Origin of the sequence: Roseburia amylophila (assembly GCF_025567465.1) — a bacterium.
Classification (GTDB): Bacteria; Bacillota; Clostridia; order Lachnospirales; family Lachnospiraceae; genus Roseburia_C; species Roseburia_C amylophila.
The window spans coordinates 149287-167424 of the sequence record NZ_JAOQKI010000001.1 but is presented as its reverse complement, the minus strand read 5'-3'; the positions used below and the strand labels follow the sequence as shown (position 1 = coordinate 167424).

Here is an 18138-nt window from a genome sequence, read left to right as displayed (position 1 = left end):
ATCTTTATGCGTCTTTCTATCATATGAAGAGGTTCTTTAAAGTATAACCTGTCAGATATTCTTTTGTATTCTTTTCCGGTTCTTCAATTACCACATCTAAAAGCTTTGCCAAAATGTTCCCTATCTGCGGACCGGGCTTCACACCAAGTTCTATTAAGTCCCGTCCGTTAAGTGCAAGGTCTTTTAGTGTCAGACAGTCTGCATCTTTGATTATTTTATCATAAATCTTATGATATCCGTCCAATGCTTCCAGCTTTTCTTTCCTCTGATAATCACTCTGGGCTAAAATATCTGCTTTCTTCAGTTCAAATATAACCGGATAGCACTCTAATCCCGCTTTCTGTATTGCCTTTCGTACGGACTCCGGTGTCAGTGCCGGGTTAATATCGTGAATTGCCACCAGCCGGCAGACCATATCAATGGTTGCATTGTCGAATTTTAATCTGCGTAAAATTGTCTTCGTCTTCTTTGCTCCCACCTGCGGATGCTCGTAGAAATGGTCAATTCCATCTTCATCTGTACTGCGGCAGTCGGGCTTTGCCACATCATGAAATAATGCTGCAAGCCGTAGCACCTTGTCTGCTTCCACACCTTTTAACACTTCAATGGTATGCTCTCCTACTGTATAACAGTGATGGGGATTATTCTGTGGTGTACGCATCATCACCGAAAATTCCGGCAGTACCACATCAGCAATTCCTGTGGCATATACGGTATGCATCTCCTCCGGATGGACTGAGGTAAGAAGCTTAACCAGTTCTACCTGAATACGCTCTGCACTGACCTTTTTTAACATCGGTGCAAGCTCCTGAATCGCTTCTGCTGTCTCTTCTTCTATATCAAAGCCCAGCTGTGCCGCAAAACGCACTGCCCGAAGCATCCTTAAAGCATCTTCCCCAAATCTCTCCTTTGGTTCTCCTACACAGCGGATGATGCCACGCTTTAAATCTCCTGCTCCGTCAAAAGCATCCACCAGTCCCCGCTGTTCATTATATGCCATGGCATTAATGGTAAAATCCCTGCGTTTTAAATCCTCTAAAAGATTATCTGTATAGGTTACTTCCTTCGGATGTCTGGCATCCTCATATTCGCCATCAATCCGGTAAGTTGTCACCTCATACCCTTTTTTATCCAGCATTACCGTTACCGTTCCATGCTCAATTCCGGTATCGATGGTGCGCCCAAAAATTTCTTTTACGTCTTCCGGATAAGCAGAAGTGGTGATATCCCAGTCCTGAGGCACACGTTGAAGGAGGGTGTCTCTGACACACCCTCCTACTGCATATCCTTCAAAGCCTGCTTCCTGCAGCTTCTCAATTATAAACTTAACATGCTCTGGAAGCTTCATTACCATACGTTTTCCCGTTTCCTTTGCCTTACTTCTGTTCCTGTTCTTCAAAGAACTTATACGTTCCTTTGGATTCTGCTTTTACTGCATACAGAAGATCATCTGCCACTTTAATCATTTCATCAATGTCTTCTGCCTTCTTTACCTGATTGGAAGAAATAATACCAATAGAGCAGGAAAGTAATTTCTTATCATCAATCTCAACCGGCTGTCCGATTTCTTTTGCAATCAGTTCCCTGAACCCATCCTGTTTCTTAATCTCTTTATAGATAGCCTTTGCGGTATCCTCTAAGGTCTTTTTTTCTCCGGTGTAGAGGAAAATAATAAATTCATCACCACCGAAACGTGTCACAAAGCCCTTGTCCCTGCAGACCCTGCTGAAGATATTTGCCATGGACTTAAGCAGCAAATCTCCCACATCATGTCCAAAGGTATCATTATATCCTTTGAAATTATCCAGATCGATAAACATAATACCAAACTCATGCTTCATGCGGCCCTTTTTAATCTTCTGGATAATTTCCCCGATGTTCTGATAGAATCCCTTCCTGTTGAGAATTCCTGTCAGCTGATCGGTTACTGCAGATTTATACAATGCAGCATTCATTTCATAGAGCTTCTCATATGCATAGAGACGATTCAGTGCATACTGTACCTCCCGGAACAAAAGCTCATAAATCCGCATATCACTCTCATCTAACATATACCGGCTGACAGAGGAATGCCAGTTATCCTTCATCAGAATATATGCTATCATAATGCTTGTTACTTTTCCATTGTCAAAGAATGGAATGGCAACAAGGGAGCATACATTATCTTCATCAAACAGTTTGACCACATTCAGATGTTCCGAATAGTTACTGCTGATTTTCGATACAACAAACCCTCTCTGTGTCTTTTCGAACACTTCCTTTAAATACTTCTGCTCCTTCATAGAAAGGCTGGCTTCTGTATTATCATAAAGTACCTTTGGTTTTCTTCCATGATACTGTATATATAATGCCCGGTCCAAATTAAAGTGATACAGGAATGTCCGCATCACATTCTCTACCATTACTTCTGCCGAAACATCCGTCACATCAATGGTCTTCTGCCATGTCGACAGAAAATCCATCTGACGTCGTTCCTGCTTGTAAGCACGGTTAATGCTTTCCTGCTTCAGCTGCATTTCCATCTCCAGGGTAGATATCACATGAAGAGGTTCTTCTGATAAATACTGTTCCAATGGCTCTAATACCTTAATTTCTTCATCTGTGAGAGAATGGGTATTATCCTCAAGATATTGTTTTAAGATTGCCTCTTCATTGCTCTTAAGTTCCATTCTTCCTGTCTGCCCATAAAAGCGGATCCTGTCCTTACGGAACACCTGATAACAGAAAAACTGGTTTCCCTCAGTCCGCACCAGATGTGTCTCTGCACAATTAAAATCTTCAAATGCTGACGAATCATTACCGGAATCCATTTCAAGTAGTGCCCGTGTGAAATGATAAAGGAACATATCATCATCACAACGTGCATAATCGTGGATGATTCCCAGATCATTCTGAAGCTTTTCTTTTTCAATTATGTAATTTAAGAACTGTTTGCAGTTATTGAGGTACTGTTCACAGTTGAAGCGGTTGCCAAGCTTCTGATTGCACAATGCTAAGAGTCCATACAATTTACTTAAATTACAGACCCTCAGACTATTTAAATGCAGACGTTCAATGGCCTTCATACAGCGCATCAGATATTCATTGGCTTCCTTGAATTCTTCTGCTGCAATACAGTTAATTGCCATATTGTAATATACTTCCGCAATATCCTCCGGCAATTCCAGATTATATAAAATTTCTACTGCTTTCTGAAAATAACGCTTTGCAAGGTCATTCTGTCTTAATGCCGTTAAAGTATAACCGATTCCCGAGAAAATACGTCCACTTTCCACGGAGCATTTATTATCCAGTGCTTCGAAAGTTCTTACCGAATACAGCAGCGCAATCGGATACATACCGTTGCTAGACGCCAGCATAATGTTCTTCTGGTATGCATTGTAAATAAGCTGTGTATTGCCAATTTCTGTTGCCAGTCTGATTCCCTTACTGAAATAAATAAGCTGGGATTCGGAATAATATGCCTTTGCTACAATCTCCGGCTTATTGTCATAGGCATACACATAAATGTACGCCAGATGATTCCGGTAGTCATATTTTATTAATTTTTCAATCATGGCATCGCTGACTTCCACGTTCTGTGCGCAGAAGAAAATATTATTCCAGCCTGCCATCTTCGCCTGTATTTCTACCAGCTCTGCTTCAAACTGACCACGCTCCATGCCGCCTTCTGTTGCAATATTTTTTGCAACACCTGCACATTCAGTGGCTTCCTGCAGTTTTGACTGATACATATAAATTACAGAGCGGATATAATATGCATAAAAGCGCATCCTGCGGTTCTTTTTCTTCTCTGCAAGCTGTAAGATACTCTCACTTATTTCCAGCGCTTTTGGCAAATCCCTCATATATACCGATACATATGCATAGAACTGCCAGAGTTCGTATTTCACTTCATCCGATACGGTAAAATTTTCAAATCTGATTCTGCGGTCTACTTTTTCCAGATAAAACAACGCCTGTTCAAAATCCATGAAAAAAACAAGATTCTGCAATGTTCTGATATCATCTGCAATACTTTCTGCTGTAATAACCTCATCTCTTTGTTCCCGGGATTCTCCGGCATTTCCAATGCGGAATATTGCAACATTATTGTCCAATTCCTCCGTTACGCTTTCCCAGCCCGGCAGCATATATTCCGGCAGACGCTGCTGCTCATTCATACCGAGAACGATTCCGATATTCTCTGTATGCTCTGCTTTTAACAGTTCATAGACTATTTCTAGGGTTCCCTTTCCGGCAAACTGCATACGGTTAATCCAAAGCATAAACGGCTGTATCTTAGAAACTTCAACAAGCATTGCCACAATAGCATCATGCATCCGCTCCCGCTCATAGTCAACTTCTGTATACAATAAACTCTCTTTCCGGATACATTTTCCGGTCTCCCGGTATGCTGCAATAATCGGACGCTGCAGGGAATAGACATTACACTTGTCCAGAAATTCATCAAATGTCATCTCCTTCTGCTGGTCGAAAAGTTCAAAAATCAAATCCAGAAACGGCTCATATGCTCCCGATAATTTCTCTGCCCGGAATTCGTGGGCTGCAAAATGAACCTTTTTATTATTTGTTATCTGCTCTGATATTTCCAGCTGCTTTAATGAAAAATCATTACTGTATTTTGCCAGAACAATGTTGTGTTCTTTCTTTCCAATCTGTGCAAAAACCTGTTCCAGAATACTGTTATAATATTTTTGAATCATCTGTTTCCCCCTCAGAAATATTCAAAAAGGCTCTGAAAATATATGATAATTTCCTGTTATCATATACCTCCCTTTCTCTTTCTGTAATAACCTGTCTGGTATTTATAATTTATATATTAGTATAGTCCTCAAACCCACGGATTGTCAATGTTTGTTGCGACTTTTTGAAGGGAGTTTGAATGAAGTCCTGAAGCAGGTTTTAATAGAAATCCAGTCCTTTTCCGGTATCATTTATTTTCATAAAAATACAGCTGCTTTATAATGCATGTATTGGTAATTGCAGAAATTTTAATGCAGCTCTTGCTGCAATCTCCGTCGGGTCAACTATATTTTCTCTGATTCCTGCCAAGGAAAAAGCAATTGGTAATTCAGTACATCCCAGAATCACACTTTGCGCACCCTGTTTAATCAAGGATTTTAAAATATCGTCAAGTCCGTACTTTTCTACATCCTTTTTTCCAGCTTTAATACACTGATAGATTACTGCCATAATTTTCTGTTGCTGCTCTGCATTCGGATAAATCGTTTTGATTCCCTGTGCCCGAAGCTCTTTCTCATAAACCCCACTCTTTATCACGCCATCCGTAGCCAATACGGCTGCACATGATATATTCTGCTCTTTTAAAGCTTTTACTGTCTCGCGGGGCATATGCAATATCGGGATATCAGTAAATATTTTTAACCGGTCATAAAAAAAATGTGCTGTGTTACAAGGTATCATCAATAAATCTGCTCCCATATTTTGCAGACTTACTGCACTTTTTACCATCTCTGGTATAGGATCCTCTCCATTTTCAAGAATAGCTTTCGTTCTATCCGGAATATTCGTGTTACAATCAACACAAACATGCACATAGTTCTGATCGCAGTCTGCATCTGACACTTCAAAAATCTTTTTCATTAAATCGCAGGTAGCCATCGGTCCCATGCCACCAATAATACCTATTGTTTTTTTCAATTCCGTTCCTTCTTCCTCAGGTCATGTGTCAAAGCTCAGAAAGCCCGGAAATCATTATCATTTCCAGGCTTTCCTTGTAATGTACTTCAAATTTTCCATCAAAATCTGACATGCTGTATGTTTACATCATTTTTTAAGTTTTTAATACTCTACCTTCCACATATAGCGTCGTGTTGTCAGTGGATGCTGTCTCTCCTCAGCCAAAGCCTTATTATAAACCGGATATACATTTGTGAATAAGGAATGGTTAAAATAGTCTACGACTGATGCATCAATTGTAGACAGCCCTAAATCCTTTGCATCAATTACTTCAATCCGTTTTGCATAAGTCTTCAAAAACTTCAATGCACGTTCATCCAACGGTCGATTGGTTCCCTCAGAAACCTGAAGCACAAATGGTACTTCTTTATCTGTAATTTCGAAAGGTCCATGGAAAAATTCCCCACTGTGAATACTGGAAGAATGAATCCACTGCATTTCCATAAAAATACATATACTTTGCATATATGCTGCACCATAACCCGCTCCGCTTGCCATAGTATAAATAATTTTATCATCTTTATATTCCTTGGCAAACAGTTCAGCCCGTTTTTCCACATGCTTACATGCATGTTTCACAATACCATCAATACGTCCAACACCATCCATAAATTCTTCATAATGCTCATACCCTTCTGTCTGATTCAACAGTTCCACTGCCACCAGAAGTGCACAGATAATTTTTTCACCAGCAATATCCTTATTATCCCCAAAAGTATAATTGATAATATAATCACCAAATGGGGTAATCTCTGATTCCTCTTTCCATGTCAGAATAATTACAGCTGCACCTTTTTCCTTTGCCAGCTTCGCTGCATTAATTGTTTCCGGTGTATTTCCCTTATGGCATGATAAACACACGATTACATTTTTCCCCAAATCCTTCGGAGTACTATATACAAATTCATTACTATTAATTAGTGCTGACTTAATATTTGCACATTCTCTTTCCATAAATGTTTTCGCTGGATAAAGTGCTCCATTAGAGCCACCACATCCCACAAAATATAATGCTTTAATACCGCCTTCTTCTTTTCTGCTTTCTAAAATTTCTGTAATTACATTCTTGATTTCTGTTGGTTTCATTGATAATCCTCCTATAAATATTTTTAATACATTGTTGTTATATTATTCTGCAAGCATTGGTCTTGCTAATTTCTGAATATATGAAATTTCTTCCTGGCTCAGTTTACAATACTCACTATTATCCATACTACATCCGGCATCCTGCACATACATCATTTTGGTATCCTTTTCTACAATAGTAAAAAACCAACGCTCTTTAGGTACATTGTATAAAGTTCCTTTCTCCACCGGAGTTAATTCAATATTAAACTTTCCATCTATTCTGTCCGCTGTAATAATAATACATTTTCCAGAAATCAAAATGAATTGTTCATCTGTCGTATGATGTATCTCTAAATGTTCTAACCCATCAATGTCATTATTCGGTTTCCAATTTTTAATACAAACAACCCATTTTTCATTCCGATATGCACATTCTATTCCTTCTCCATCATATCTGTAACTTGTCGGCTTTATATCCATATACTGTTCCTCCCTAAACCTTTTTAATTATTTCTATTATCAATTATTCTTCCTGCAATTGGCATTCCATACCCAAACGCTCCTTCGACACCGCAAATCTTTGAAGCGAATTCTGCTCCAGCCTGCATGGCTTTCTTTAAAAGTTCTTTAGCATTCCCATCATCTTTACTTTCTTCTTTAAAAAATTCCGGGTCTTTATGCCGTAAAATATATGTCAAAAATGTCGCGAAATAAGAGTCTCCTGCACCCATAGTATCCATAATGCTTTCTGCCTTTACAGCTTTTTCATACATCATTTCACCATGGTATAAAATGTATGAGCCAGCTTCTCCTATTGTTCCCAGAACAAATGGGACTCCAAGCTCTTTTACTTTATTCATTTCCCTTTCGCGTTCTTTATCACTTAAATGTGCACAGGAAAGCATCGCCACTTTAATATGCGGACAAATTTTTTTCAGATATTCGTCTGTCCATCGATTTGAAAAATCAAATGCAACCGGAAGACCCAAAGAAGCAATTTCTTCTATGTCATCATCTATATAGGCATTCAGATTTGTATAAATCAGATCAAACTTTCTTATATATGAAAAATCTTCCTGCGTAAAATCATAAGGATACTCTTTTGCCACACCTCCATGATTGGATCCGATAAATACGCGATCTCCCTGATTCAGTGTCACACATGCAAATCCATTTTCACCTTCATAATTCCTGCTATGTGAAAAGTCTACATTCATATTTTTCAGTGCTGCCTGAATGCATTCTGCTACTTCATCATTTCCAAATTTACCTAAAAATGCACTTTCTGCATTATTCATATGCGCATATGCACATGTGTTAACACACTGACCTCCTGGATACATTTTCCCCCTGGAAAGATATTTGTCACAAACTGCATCTCCAATTGCAATTATTCTAGGCTGTCTCATTTTTATTTCTTTCTCCTTTCTTTCAATTTTTCTTTCACCCAGACTCCCTCACCTCTTCTTTTTGCAACAAGCAATTATTTTTCCAGATTCGCTCTTTCATTTTTTCAGATAGCCATTATTAATATTTATGTATATCTGGCAATCCATCATGAGGTGGCAGTTCCCACAGCCTGTCAGAATAACACAGGCTGTGTGCTATTACTGTTTTCTTTATTTTGCCACCACCGGTTTTTATCAGAAAACAAAATATCCGATTCCTGTTGCTACTAATACCGATACAATTGTACATACAAGTCCCGGCCGCATATAGCTGTGATTAAATATGAATTTTCCAATCTTCGTAGTACCTGCCGTGTCAAAAGCAAGACCTGCTATACACTGGCTGGAATCCGGGATAAAGTAGTTGGATGAGCATGCCATCCATCCACCTACGATAATATAAGCCGGCAGTTTCAATGCAATTGCAATCGGAATCATAATCATTGTCGTAGACGCTTGTGAACTCGTCAGTGCACCTACCAGAAATACTGCAATAATATAAATCCAAGGATATTTATTTGTTAATGCTGACAAATTTTCTGTAATGAAGTCTGTCTGTGCTCCAACAAAGGTATTTACCAGCCAGCAAAGTCCCGCTGCAAGAATAACAGCAAAGAATCCAGTCTTTAACAACGGTACTTCTAAAATGTCGTTACTATCAATTTTACTTACAATAACAATAATTGCGGCAGCTACATACATAATAATCTGGATTAAAGATGTCATTGCTAACTGTGTACCATCGCTAAATGTTGGACGGAGTGCCGGGAAAATACCGCATATTGCAATTACTACCATAGAAACCAGGAAGATAGCAACAGAAATCTTTGCTTTTTTGGTTACCTGTTTTTCTCCTTCTACTTTCTTTTTAAAATCTTTTACCAGTCCATCTGCAACCCTCTGCTGATATTCAGGATCATCCTCTAACTCCAGGCCTTTCTTGTATACAGACAATGCTGCAACCAATACTCCTATCAGTGCTGCCGGAATTGCTACCAGCATAATTGTTGCCAGATTTACTTTTTCAAAAATAGTCATATAACCCACAATAGCTACTGTTGCAGCTGTTATTGGTGATCCGGTATTTGCCTGCTGGGATGAAATAATACTAACAGAAATCGGGCGCTCAGGCCGAATTCCATTTTCCAATGCTATTTCATTAATAACCGGAAGTAACGAATATACAATATGTCCGGTTCCACAACAGAATGTAAATAAATACGCTACAAAAGGTGCTACCAAAGTAATGTTTTTCGGATTTTTCCGTAATATTTTTTCTGCAAGCTGTACCATAAAATCCAATCCGCCAGTCGCCTGCATCGTACAGGCTGCGGTAATTACTGCCAACATAATCAGTATAACAGTAATCGGTGGATCTGATGGAGTCACTCTAAAGATATATACGAAAATCAACATTCCGATGCCGCCAGCCATTGCCAGGAAACTTCCACCTTTTCTGGTTCCCCACACAATAATCAGCATTAAAACAATAAATTCAATCCAAAACATGGACATCTACCTCCTCTTTTTTATTTATTCCAAAGCATGTGCACTACTTTAAAACCCAAATGTGTTAATTTGTTTTTATTTGTATTGTTTTATTTTGTATCTATTTGTATTATATATATTCCATACATTTGTGTCAATAAAGAAATACATTTTCGACATTATGCACAATTTTTTGTTTCACTTTTTGTACATCAATATCAATTTAATTGTGCATAGTAAAACCCGCCAGGAGCACTGGCGGGCATACAATTAAATACTTTTTATTCTTCTGTTTTCTCTTTCTTTCACTCAAGCAGTTAAATGTATGAAGAAATAACATCATCCGCCTGACTTACATCCTGATTCTCACCAGCTCCTGTATACGCAACTACCTCTATATTTGCAGCCTTTGCTGCCTGTATACCAATAAACGAGTCTTCTATTGCAATACATTCTTCCGGCTTTGCTTCTAAATATTGCATTGCCTTTCTATAACATTCCGGATCCGGTTTTCTATTCCGGCACATGTCTCCGCATACCACCACATCGAACAAACCCAGCATTTTCATCCGGTTCAATGCTACTACAATCAGCCGTGTAGAGGTCGAAGAAACCACTGCCAGCTTTTTCCCCTGTTTTTTCAAACCGGCAATAAACTCCAGTAATCCCTCCATCGGCTTAATGCAGCCATTTTCATATGTATTTCCTATTTCTTTTCTTTTTTGCAAAAGCTGTTCCATTGTTATTTTCTCCGGCGAGCGTTCCAGTAGTCCCAGCAGAATATGGGAATCATGTGAGCCAATTAGTCTATCCCTGTCTTTTTGTGTCAGTTCCACTCCAAACTCTTTTAATGCCAGGCCCAGATAATTACCATTACTCTCTTCTGTATCTGCTATAACTCCATCAAAGTCAAACAATACATATTTTTTTTCACAGAATTTTTTCATTAATATTCTACCTTCCACATATAGCGGCGGGTTGTTAACGGATGTTCACGCTTTACTGCCAGTGCGTGGTTGTAAATCGGATATACATTATTAAACAGTGCATGGTTAAAGTAATCTACTACTGATGCATCAATTGTGGATAAGCCAAGCTCTTTCGCATCAAGAACCTCAATACGTTTTGCATATGTTTTCAGAAATGTAAGTGCTCTCTCATCCAGTTCGCGGGTTGAGCCTTCTGATATCTGAATCATAAACGGACGGTTTGCATCTGTAACTTCAAATGGACCATGGAAAAATTCACCGGTATGAATACTGCTTGAATCAAGCCACTGCATCTCCATAAATATACAGATGCTCTCCATATAGGCAGCTCCATATGCTGCACCACTTCCCATTGTATAAATCACTGAATCGTTCTGATACTCTTCTGCAAATGCCTCTGCTCTGGCAGCTACATGTGTACGTGCATTTCTGATGATATTGCTAATCATGCCTAAAGCTTCATAGAATTTATCATAATTAGCATATCCCTCCGTCTGTGCAACTAATTCCACTGCCACAAGCAATGCACACTGTGTCTTTTCTCCTGCATAATCAATATCCCCTGCAAGATGGTCAGGACTTGCATCAAATGTATAATGGATAATGTAATCTCCAAATTCTATAATTTCTGATTCCTCCAGCCATGTCAGAATAATAACCGCCGCTCCTTTTTCTTTTCCTAATCTGGCAGCCTTAATCGTTTCCGGTGTATTTCCCTTGTGACAGGCAAGACAAATAATAGAATTTTCTCCAAAGTCCTTTGGCGTACTATGTACAAACTCATTACTGTTTATCCAGGCTGATCTCAAAACCTGTGATTCTCTTTCCACAAATGTTTTTGCCGGATAAAGTGCACCAAGTGATCCTCCACATCCCACAAAATAAATATTTTTAATTCCACCGATGTCTTTTTTTTCTTCTAAAATTTCTTTCACAATGTTTTTAATGTCTTTACTTCCGTATCCCATTTTTTCTCTCCTTTTTTATAATGTATTTATTTGTTCTATGTATTTACTATAATACAATACAATACATTCTGTCAATATATATAATACAATATATACATTTTTGCAAATTTGTTTTATAATATTTGTGAAAGTTATATTAGGAGAGAGGTATTTATATGAAACTGAACAACACCATTGCCACACCACTGTACAAACAATTGGAGGAAAAAATACGAAAAGAAATTGACGCCGGAGAACGGGCAGCCGGCAGTCGTCTGCCTACAGAAAATGAATTAAGTGAATCATACCATGTGAGCAGAGTTACTGTCCGAAAAGCATTAGCCGTTTTATCTGAATCCGGATATTTAGAAAGGAAATCAGGAAAAGGGACTTTTGTAGCTGAGAAAAAATTGCAGCGTAACATTACAGAAGTCATAAGTTTTTCTGATATGTGCCGGATGAAAAACGCAACACCTGGAGCTAAGACCATAAAAATTGCATTGGAAGATCCTTCTGAACGGGATTTAACTGAAATGTCACTACACGAAGGGGATAAAATACTTGTAGTGGAAAGAATCCGTTATATGGATAATGTCCCTGTCATCTTAGAGTTCAATAAATTTCCTGAATCCTTTTCTTTTTTATTTGGAGAAGATTTAAACGACTCATCTTTGTATGAAATACTAAGAAAACACAATATCATTCTGGATCATTCACGCAAAACACTTGATATTGTTTTCGCTAATGCCCAAGAGGCTAAGTCTTTAAACATCAGTAAGGGATATCCTCTGCTCCGGATATCAAGCACCATCCACGATGTTGACAACACTATCACGAATCTTTGCAAACAGCTATGTATCGGTGATAAGTTCCAGTTTATTATTTAGTTACAATTTACACCATTTCCAATGCGGCTCATCTAATAGCAAATGCGATAAAGTTCCCTATTACAATTAACTTTATCGCATTTATTATATCCTTAAAGAGGTCATTTCTTAGCAGAAAGAAGTATCTCCAGTTCATCTGCTCCAACCGGTTTGGAATAATAGTATCCCTGAAACCAGGTGGCTCCCACAGTCCGGAGATAATCTTCTAATGCCTTATTTTCCACGCCCTCCAGACAACTCTTGATATTGGCTGCATTGGCAAAATCCACCATGCTCTGGACAATCGCCTTATTCTTTTTATTTACAAGAATCTTCCGGATAAAGCTCATATCAATCTTAATCTCATCAATCAGCATCTCAAGTGCCATGGCAGAAGATGAACTTCCTGTTCCAAAATCATCCATGGCAAATTTGATTCCATAGCCTCTTAATACCGCCATCCGCTCATTGATTACCGATACCGGAAGACTTCTGCATCGTTCCGTAATCTCAAGGCAGAGATGTCTTACCGGAAATTCCGTCTTATCCAGAAGCTCTAATACCACCCGGCAGAAATCCGGCCGCTCCAACTGCTTGGCAGATACATTTACATTAATAAAAAAGTCCGGGTTCTGCTGCAGGAAGAGTTTGCTGTCCCACAATGCCTGTTCCAGTACAAAATTTCCCAAATCATACATGGATGGGTCATTTTCCAGCCAGTCGATAAAAAGTCCCGGTGGAATTGCTCCATAAGGCTCCTTCTTCCAGCGCACCAGTGCTTCCGCACCCATTATTTTTCCATTCTCAGAAGTTACAATCGGCTGATATTCCACGTAGAATCCATCGCAATGATTCAATACGGACTGATGAATGATTTTCATCAAATCCAAATCCATGCCGCCATAGGACAGCACTAAATCATTAAAGAATAAAATGCCGGTGCTGCGGCGTTCCCTTGCTTTCTCCAAGGTGTATTCCAGCTTACTTTGAACCGTGGAAATATCTCCCTTATAATCATCTAAAATCAGCCCGCTGGCATAGATTTTAAATTCAAAAAAATGCCCGTCAATATATGCATTTTCCTTTAAGGTGTCCTTTATCTTTTCCATATATGCTTCCGCTTCTTCCCGGTCTGCATCCCTTAAGATAAAGGCAAAATTGGAACTGTTCATGCGATATACTGCTGTATCAGCATCCATCATATAGATGAAACGCAGTCCGATTTCCCGCTGCATCTGCTCGCTGTAATTCGTTCCATATAAAATATTCATGTCATTCATATGGTCAAATTCGATTTCAAGGACTGCCACTTTCCGTCTGGTCGCAAGATAATCTTTGATATGTTCTTCAAACTTGACCTGACTATATAAATCCGTCTGCGCATCAATCTCCTGAAGCGCATTTTCATTCTTCAGTACAACAATCAGATATTCCCGGTTCTCTTTTCTTAATACATCCACAGAAAAGCCCATCATATAATCCGTTTTCTCTTTTCCCATACGAATATAAAGAGGTTCTGAAAGTGCCTCCTTCTTAAGACGTTTTCCCATTGCTTCTTCATATTCCGGTATATCATATGGATGAACATGTGCCGTCAGTTTCTGATAAAAATCCAGACTGTATCCGGCTTCCATTCCAAGAAATTCTGCTGTTTTCTCCGGTACAAATGTCTGATTTTTCTGCAAATCAGTCACTAAAAGATACAGATTCCTTGACAAATCTGTTATCTTAGCCATCATATCTGAAAAAAATTCCACATCCTCTATCCAGAAGTCTTCCTGTTTCATCTTCAATCATCCTTTTTGCAATAACTGCAGGTGACCATCTATGCCCTAAAAAATACCTTGCCTTCTTTTTTATTTTACCATGTTACGCTTCGTTTGGCTATCTGATATTGTGCTGATTCCATAGATAAATCTTGTTTTATCATAGAGTTCAAAGTACCGATATGAGGCATCCTTTTCTTCCTGTATGTTATCGGATTTTATCCTCAGTCCGGCTACGTCCAACCCCGTGTAGGAAAGCTGTTCTGCCAGCTCTTTATCCACTGTTTTTTCTTTCTCTTCGCCATCATCTTTACCAGATGAGGAAGTTTCCTCTGTTGCTGCCGTCTCCGATAAAATATCTTCTCCTTCTGCCTCAGCCAGTAAAACGGTGCCATCCTCTAAGAGAAATACCATATGCTTCTCTGTGCCGTCATATTTTGTAAAAACAAGCTTCCAGTAGTAAGCACTGTAGGTGTGAAATGTGGTATCCAGTGCTTTCTCCGGAAATGCTTCCCAGGTATACCAGTTGGCATAAGAAGAAGCTAAATCAGAAGGATACTGCCCTTTCTGATAAATGGCTTCCATACTGTCTCTTGCCAGTGCCGCTGCCTCGTAATCCTTTAAAGTCATCTCATAGGAATAGGCTTCCTGTGTCTCACTCTCCCACTGCCCGGTAATCAGCTGGATGCGGTCATTAAGCTTAAGGCTTTCCGATGCCTCCTTTGCCAGCAGGGAATCGGAAGCAATATACTGTGCCGGAACCGCCTGCACTTCTCCCACTGCTTTACGTTCCTGCCCTTCAATCAGAATTCCCGGCAGAAAAATTCCTGTCAGCACCACCAGAAGTTCTTTATTTCCGCACAGTACTGCCGGCTCGATATTTTCCTTTAACACAAGCCCTTTTGCCTCAAAGGACGGTATCACCACCTTAAGTACTTCACTGCTGACATTTTCAACCTGAACTGCTTCCTTTTCCATTTCATGTTCTCTTAAATAAATCAAATCAAAGAGCTTTCCCGACATCCGCTCCAACCGTCTGCCTTCCGGTTAAAGTTTTCTGCCAGAAGTCCTACTTCATCCTGACTCTTTACTGTAATCCTCGTCTCATAAGAGCCATCGGTAATCTCCTCTGCCACCCGGTTCAACTGCTCCAATGGCCTGGTCAGATACCTGCTGATAACATAAATAAGCAGAGATTCTATCATAAGGCAAATGAAAAGAATCAGCCGGAAATAACGGATTTCCCGGTCTCTTAATGCGTAGGCATCGGACACATCACTTCTGCTGATCATGCAGAGGTTCTCATCCTCTACCTTACTGGCTGCCGTCACATAAATATAATAATTAATCTCTGGATATGAAGGTCTAAGGTTCTTGACTCTACGGAATATTCCGTTCCCCAGATTTCTTCATAGATTCTTTCCCGGAACAGTGTAATATTCCGGTTGCGCATCAGAATTTCTAAGAGTTCAAATTCCTTTGGCGTAAGCTCCACTTCTTTTCCTACCTTTGTCACCACCTGATTTTCACTGTCTAATTCAATATCCATAAAAGTAATCTTCTGCTCCATCTTATGATAGCGGCGCAGCACAATATTGACCCGTGCCAAAAGTTCTACCACTTCAAAAGACTTTACCATATAATCCTCTGCCCCGGAGGTCAGCCCCTGCATCCGGTCTTTTAGGGAATCCTTTGTAGTCAGAAAAATCATCGGAATTCCCATTGGACGGATGTATTCCATCAATTCAAATCCATTTAATTCCGGCAGCATAACATCCAATATCCGTATCATGCTGCCCGCTCCTTTTACTACTCTTTGATGTTTATTTTAACATATATTTGTATCTAAAATGTATCTGAACATTAAAAAAGAATGTGCCTTGCACATTCCCGCGCCTGCGGCGGTCGCTTGCGACATCTACCTTATACGCCGCAGTGCGCATCCTCGCGGAGCGTTTTTTGCTTTACAGGAAAGCAATTTCCTGTAAAGCAAAAAAAGTTTCTTCTATTCCTTCTGATTGCTCATCGGAATAAAAGAAACTTTTTTATTTCTTCCAGTAAACTATTTTCTCTTGAAAAAAAGTTCTCTATAAAATATTATCTTACGCCTGCACCAGTGTCATATTTCCACTGCAATGCATCTTCCGAATACCTTCCGGTATTGTAAGCCTGTCTCCGGCATCTACCCAGATGCTGCCGATTAAACCGCTGCCGGATGCCACATAAATAACATCTGTACCATCAGAAAGCAGCAAATCCATTTCCTGCTCTACCTTAAATCCTGCGCCTGTTACTTCTACGGTGCCACGCTCTATCCGGATTTTTCTATCCGGCTGGTTGCAGGATAACACTGCTCCATTGCTTTCCATGACTTTCTTATACCAGAATGCAGAATCCTTTACATAGCGCTGCTGGGTTGCATAATCCACATAAATGATTCCGAACCGTTCGGAATATCCCTCATGCCATTCGAAGTTATCTAAAAATGTCCATAAGAAATAGCCTGCAATCTCTACTCCTTCGTCTGCTGCCTTCTGCAGATTGCCAAGGTACTCATCTAAGAACTGGATACGGTTGGCATCATGTACACTGCCATCTGCTTCCACATTGTCATGACAGGACATTCCATTTTCCGTAATATAAATCGGAAGCTGATAACGTTCGTAGAGGAATTTTCCTGCCCAGTATAGGCATTCCGGTGTCACCGGCCATTCTGCGGCAGTCTTTGGGAATCCTGCCGGACGGTCTACAAATTCCGGCTCTCCATCTGCTCCTGCACGAACCGGATATCCGTTATAAATATTCTGACCGTAAAAATCAATAGGCTGGTGAATCAGTTCCATATCTTCTTTCGTGATTTCCGGCAGATACTCCTTGTATTTCTCAAGACCTTCCTTGGGATAATGTCCTAAAATAACCGGGTCGGAATACCAGGATACATTCCAGGTCCAGTTGTCGACATCATTATAAAAGCCAAAATATACCTTCTTTGCAGCTTCAATATCTTCCGGGGAATTACTTGCCGGATATGCCACCCCACTGGTTGGTGCATAGCCAATCTGTATCGGCTGCTTTGCATATTTCCGGAGAGTAATAACCGCTTTTCCATGTGCCCGCAATGCATTATGCGCAATCCGGAAGCTTTCCTCTGGTGTGACTTTCTTTCCCGGTGCATGAATACCACGGTAATATCCCAGTCCGATAAAGCACTGTGGCTCATTCAAAGTAAAAATCTTGTCGCAGATATCAGTAAAATTCTCTGCTACTACTTTTGCATATTCTGCAAACCAATCTATGATTTCTTCATTGAGCCAGCCGCCTTTATCCTCCAATGCCTGCGGAAGTTCCCAGTGATAAAGTGTCATATATGGCTCAATGCCGTTTTTCTTCATTTCAAGAATCATATCACGATAGAGTGCCACCGCTTTTTCATTGACTCTTCCGGTTCCCTCCGGCATCAGTCTCGCCCAGCTTACGGAAAAACGGTATGCCTTCACACCGAGTTCTCTCATCAGCGCATAGTCCTCTTTATAACGGTGCATGTCATCGGCACTGACATAGGCATTATGATGTTCGAAGGTTCTTCCCTCTTCGGTAAAGGTGTCCCAGATGCAGGTTCCTGCGCCATCGTTTTTGTCTCTTCCCTCTACCTGATAGGCACTGCTGGCAACGCCCCATACAAAGTCTTTTCGAAACATTTGTTTTCCTCCTGATTCTATTTCTTGTGTTATTCTTCTACAATTGTGAAAAATACTATAATTTTTTCAGTTCGAATATCTGTGCAGTTCCTCGAGTGCGAATGCCACATAAGAACTGCAAGGGGCACTAAGAATTTTGCGAACCCTTTTCTTTTTCCCGGCAAC

Annotated in this window: 15 protein-coding genes; 1 reads left to right on the top strand and 14 read right to left on the bottom strand. The window is 39.8% G+C overall.

What is annotated here, in order from left to right:
* Positions 1 to 19: 19 nt before the first annotated feature.
* The 9 genes from OCV43_RS00790 to OCV43_RS00750 form a co-directional block, all read right to left on the bottom strand.
* Positions 20 to 1354, bottom strand: coding sequence for a CCA tRNA nucleotidyltransferase (locus tag OCV43_RS00790; RefSeq protein WP_262623219.1), 1335 nt, complete (start codon positions 1352 to 1354; stop codon positions 20 to 22).
* 22 nt (positions 1355 to 1376) lie between these two features.
* Complete coding sequence (locus OCV43_RS00785; protein ID WP_262623172.1) at positions 1377 to 4706, bottom strand: tetratricopeptide repeat-containing diguanylate cyclase; 3330 nt, start codon at positions 4704 to 4706, stop codon at positions 1377 to 1379.
* Between the two features lie 256 nt (positions 4707 to 4962).
* Positions 4963 to 5664, bottom strand: coding sequence for a cysteate racemase (cuyB, locus tag OCV43_RS00780; RefSeq protein ID WP_262623171.1), 702 nt, complete (start codon positions 5662 to 5664; stop codon positions 4963 to 4965).
* Positions 5665 to 5805: 141 nt separating this feature from the next.
* Positions 5806 to 6789, bottom strand: coding sequence for an SIS domain-containing protein (locus OCV43_RS00775; RefSeq protein ID WP_117697731.1), 984 nt, complete (start codon positions 6787 to 6789; stop codon positions 5806 to 5808).
* Between the two features lie 42 nt (positions 6790 to 6831).
* Positions 6832 to 7251 carry a hypothetical protein gene (locus OCV43_RS00770; RefSeq protein ID WP_022242350.1) on the bottom strand — a complete coding sequence of 140 codons (420 nt, stop codon included), beginning with the start codon at positions 7249 to 7251 and terminating at the stop codon, positions 6832 to 6834.
* A gap of 23 nt (positions 7252 to 7274) precedes the next feature.
* A complete protein-coding gene (locus tag OCV43_RS00765) occupies positions 7275 to 8180 on the bottom strand; it encodes a fructoselysine 6-kinase (RefSeq protein ID WP_022242351.1) in 906 nt (301 codons plus the stop codon).
* A gap of 234 nt (positions 8181 to 8414) precedes the next feature.
* Complete coding sequence (locus OCV43_RS00760) at positions 8415 to 9728, bottom strand: anaerobic C4-dicarboxylate transporter family protein (protein ID WP_022242352.1); 1314 nt, start codon at positions 9726 to 9728, stop codon at positions 8415 to 8417.
* A 296-nt stretch (positions 9729 to 10024) separates the two neighbouring features.
* Positions 10025 to 10654, bottom strand: a complete 630-nt coding sequence (locus OCV43_RS00755; protein ID WP_262623170.1) for an HAD family hydrolase — start codon at positions 10652 to 10654, stop codon at positions 10025 to 10027.
* Positions 10654 to 11664 carry an SIS domain-containing protein gene (locus OCV43_RS00750; RefSeq protein ID WP_227701292.1) on the bottom strand — a complete coding sequence of 337 codons (1011 nt, stop codon included), beginning with the start codon at positions 11662 to 11664 and terminating at the stop codon, positions 10654 to 10656. Before OCV43_RS00750 ends, OCV43_RS00755 begins: the two co-directional genes overlap by 1 nt.
* A 155-nt stretch (positions 11665 to 11819) precedes the next feature.
* On the opposite strand from OCV43_RS00750, the gene OCV43_RS00745 reads away from it, so the two are divergent.
* Positions 11820 to 12530 carry a GntR family transcriptional regulator gene (locus tag OCV43_RS00745; RefSeq protein ID WP_262623169.1) on the top strand — a complete coding sequence of 237 codons (711 nt, stop codon included), beginning with the start codon at positions 11820 to 11822 and terminating at the stop codon, positions 12528 to 12530.
* Between the two features lie 101 nt (positions 12531 to 12631).
* Here OCV43_RS00745 and OCV43_RS00740 read toward each other — a convergent pair whose 3' ends face one another.
* From OCV43_RS00740 to OCV43_RS00720, 5 genes are all read right to left on the bottom strand, one after another.
* Positions 12632 to 14296: an EAL domain-containing protein gene (locus OCV43_RS00740; protein ID WP_262623168.1), complete on the bottom strand. Its 1665-nt coding sequence runs from the start codon at positions 14294 to 14296 to the stop codon at positions 12632 to 12634.
* Positions 14297 to 14365: 69 nt separating this feature from the next.
* The gene (locus OCV43_RS00735) at positions 14366 to 15253 is read right to left on the bottom strand and encodes a hypothetical protein (RefSeq protein ID WP_262623167.1); all 888 of its coding nucleotides are present in this window, start codon (positions 15251 to 15253) and stop codon (positions 14366 to 14368) included.
* 20 nt (positions 15254 to 15273) lie between these two features.
* Positions 15274 to 15567, bottom strand: coding sequence for a HAMP domain-containing protein (locus tag OCV43_RS00730; protein WP_262623166.1), 294 nt, complete (start codon positions 15565 to 15567; stop codon positions 15274 to 15276).
* A gap of 35 nt (positions 15568 to 15602) precedes the next feature.
* Complete coding sequence (locus OCV43_RS00725) at positions 15603 to 16067, bottom strand: response regulator transcription factor (RefSeq protein ID WP_262623165.1); 465 nt, start codon at positions 16065 to 16067, stop codon at positions 15603 to 15605.
* Positions 16068 to 16377: 310 nt separating this feature from the next.
* Positions 16378 to 17973 carry a GH1 family beta-glucosidase gene (locus OCV43_RS00720; protein WP_262623164.1) on the bottom strand — a complete coding sequence of 532 codons (1596 nt, stop codon included), beginning with the start codon at positions 17971 to 17973 and terminating at the stop codon, positions 16378 to 16380.
* Positions 17974 to 18138 lie beyond the last annotated feature (165 nt).

Bases quoted from the DNA above. Each gene is read 5' to 3' on its own strand.
- OCV43_RS00745 (WP_262623169.1), top strand. From the start codon at position 11,820: ATGAAACTGAACAACACCATTGCCACACCACTGTACAAACAATTGGAG.
- OCV43_RS00755 (WP_262623170.1), bottom strand. From the start codon at position 10,654: ATGAAAAAATTCTGTGAAAAAAAATATGTATTGTTTGACTTTGATGGA.
- OCV43_RS00750 (WP_227701292.1), bottom strand. From the start codon at position 11,664: ATGGGATACGGAAGTAAAGACATTAAAAACATTGTGAAAGAAATTTTA.
- OCV43_RS00740 (WP_262623168.1), bottom strand. From the start codon at position 14,296: ATGAAACAGGAAGACTTCTGGATAGAGGATGTGGAATTTTTTTCAGAT.
- OCV43_RS00760 (WP_022242352.1), bottom strand. From the start codon at position 9,728: ATGTTTTGGATTGAATTTATTGTTTTAATGCTGATTATTGTGTGGGGA.
- OCV43_RS00720 (WP_262623164.1), bottom strand. From the start codon at position 17,973: ATGTTTCGAAAAGACTTTGTATGGGGCGTTGCCAGCAGTGCCTATCAG.
- OCV43_RS00790 (WP_262623219.1), bottom strand. From the start codon at position 1,354: ATGGTAATGAAGCTTCCAGAGCATGTTAAGTTTATAATTGAGAAGCTG.
- OCV43_RS00785 (WP_262623172.1), bottom strand. From the start codon at position 4,706: ATGATTCAAAAATATTATAACAGTATTCTGGAACAGGTTTTTGCACAG.
- OCV43_RS00765 (WP_022242351.1), bottom strand. From the start codon at position 8,180: ATGAGACAGCCTAGAATAATTGCAATTGGAGATGCAGTTTGTGACAAA.
- OCV43_RS00735 (WP_262623167.1), bottom strand. From the start codon at position 15,253: ATGGAAAAGGAAGCAGTTCAGGTTGAAAATGTCAGCAGTGAAGTACTT.
- OCV43_RS00725 (WP_262623165.1), bottom strand. From the start codon at position 16,067: ATGATACGGATATTGGATGTTATGCTGCCGGAATTAAATGGATTTGAA.
- OCV43_RS00770 (WP_022242350.1), bottom strand. From the start codon at position 7,251: ATGGATATAAAGCCGACAAGTTACAGATATGATGGAGAAGGAATAGAA.
- OCV43_RS00730 (WP_262623166.1), bottom strand. From the start codon at position 15,567: ATGATCAGCAGAAGTGATGTGTCCGATGCCTACGCATTAAGAGACCGG.
- OCV43_RS00775 (WP_117697731.1), bottom strand. From the start codon at position 6,789: ATGAAACCAACAGAAATCAAGAATGTAATTACAGAAATTTTAGAAAGC.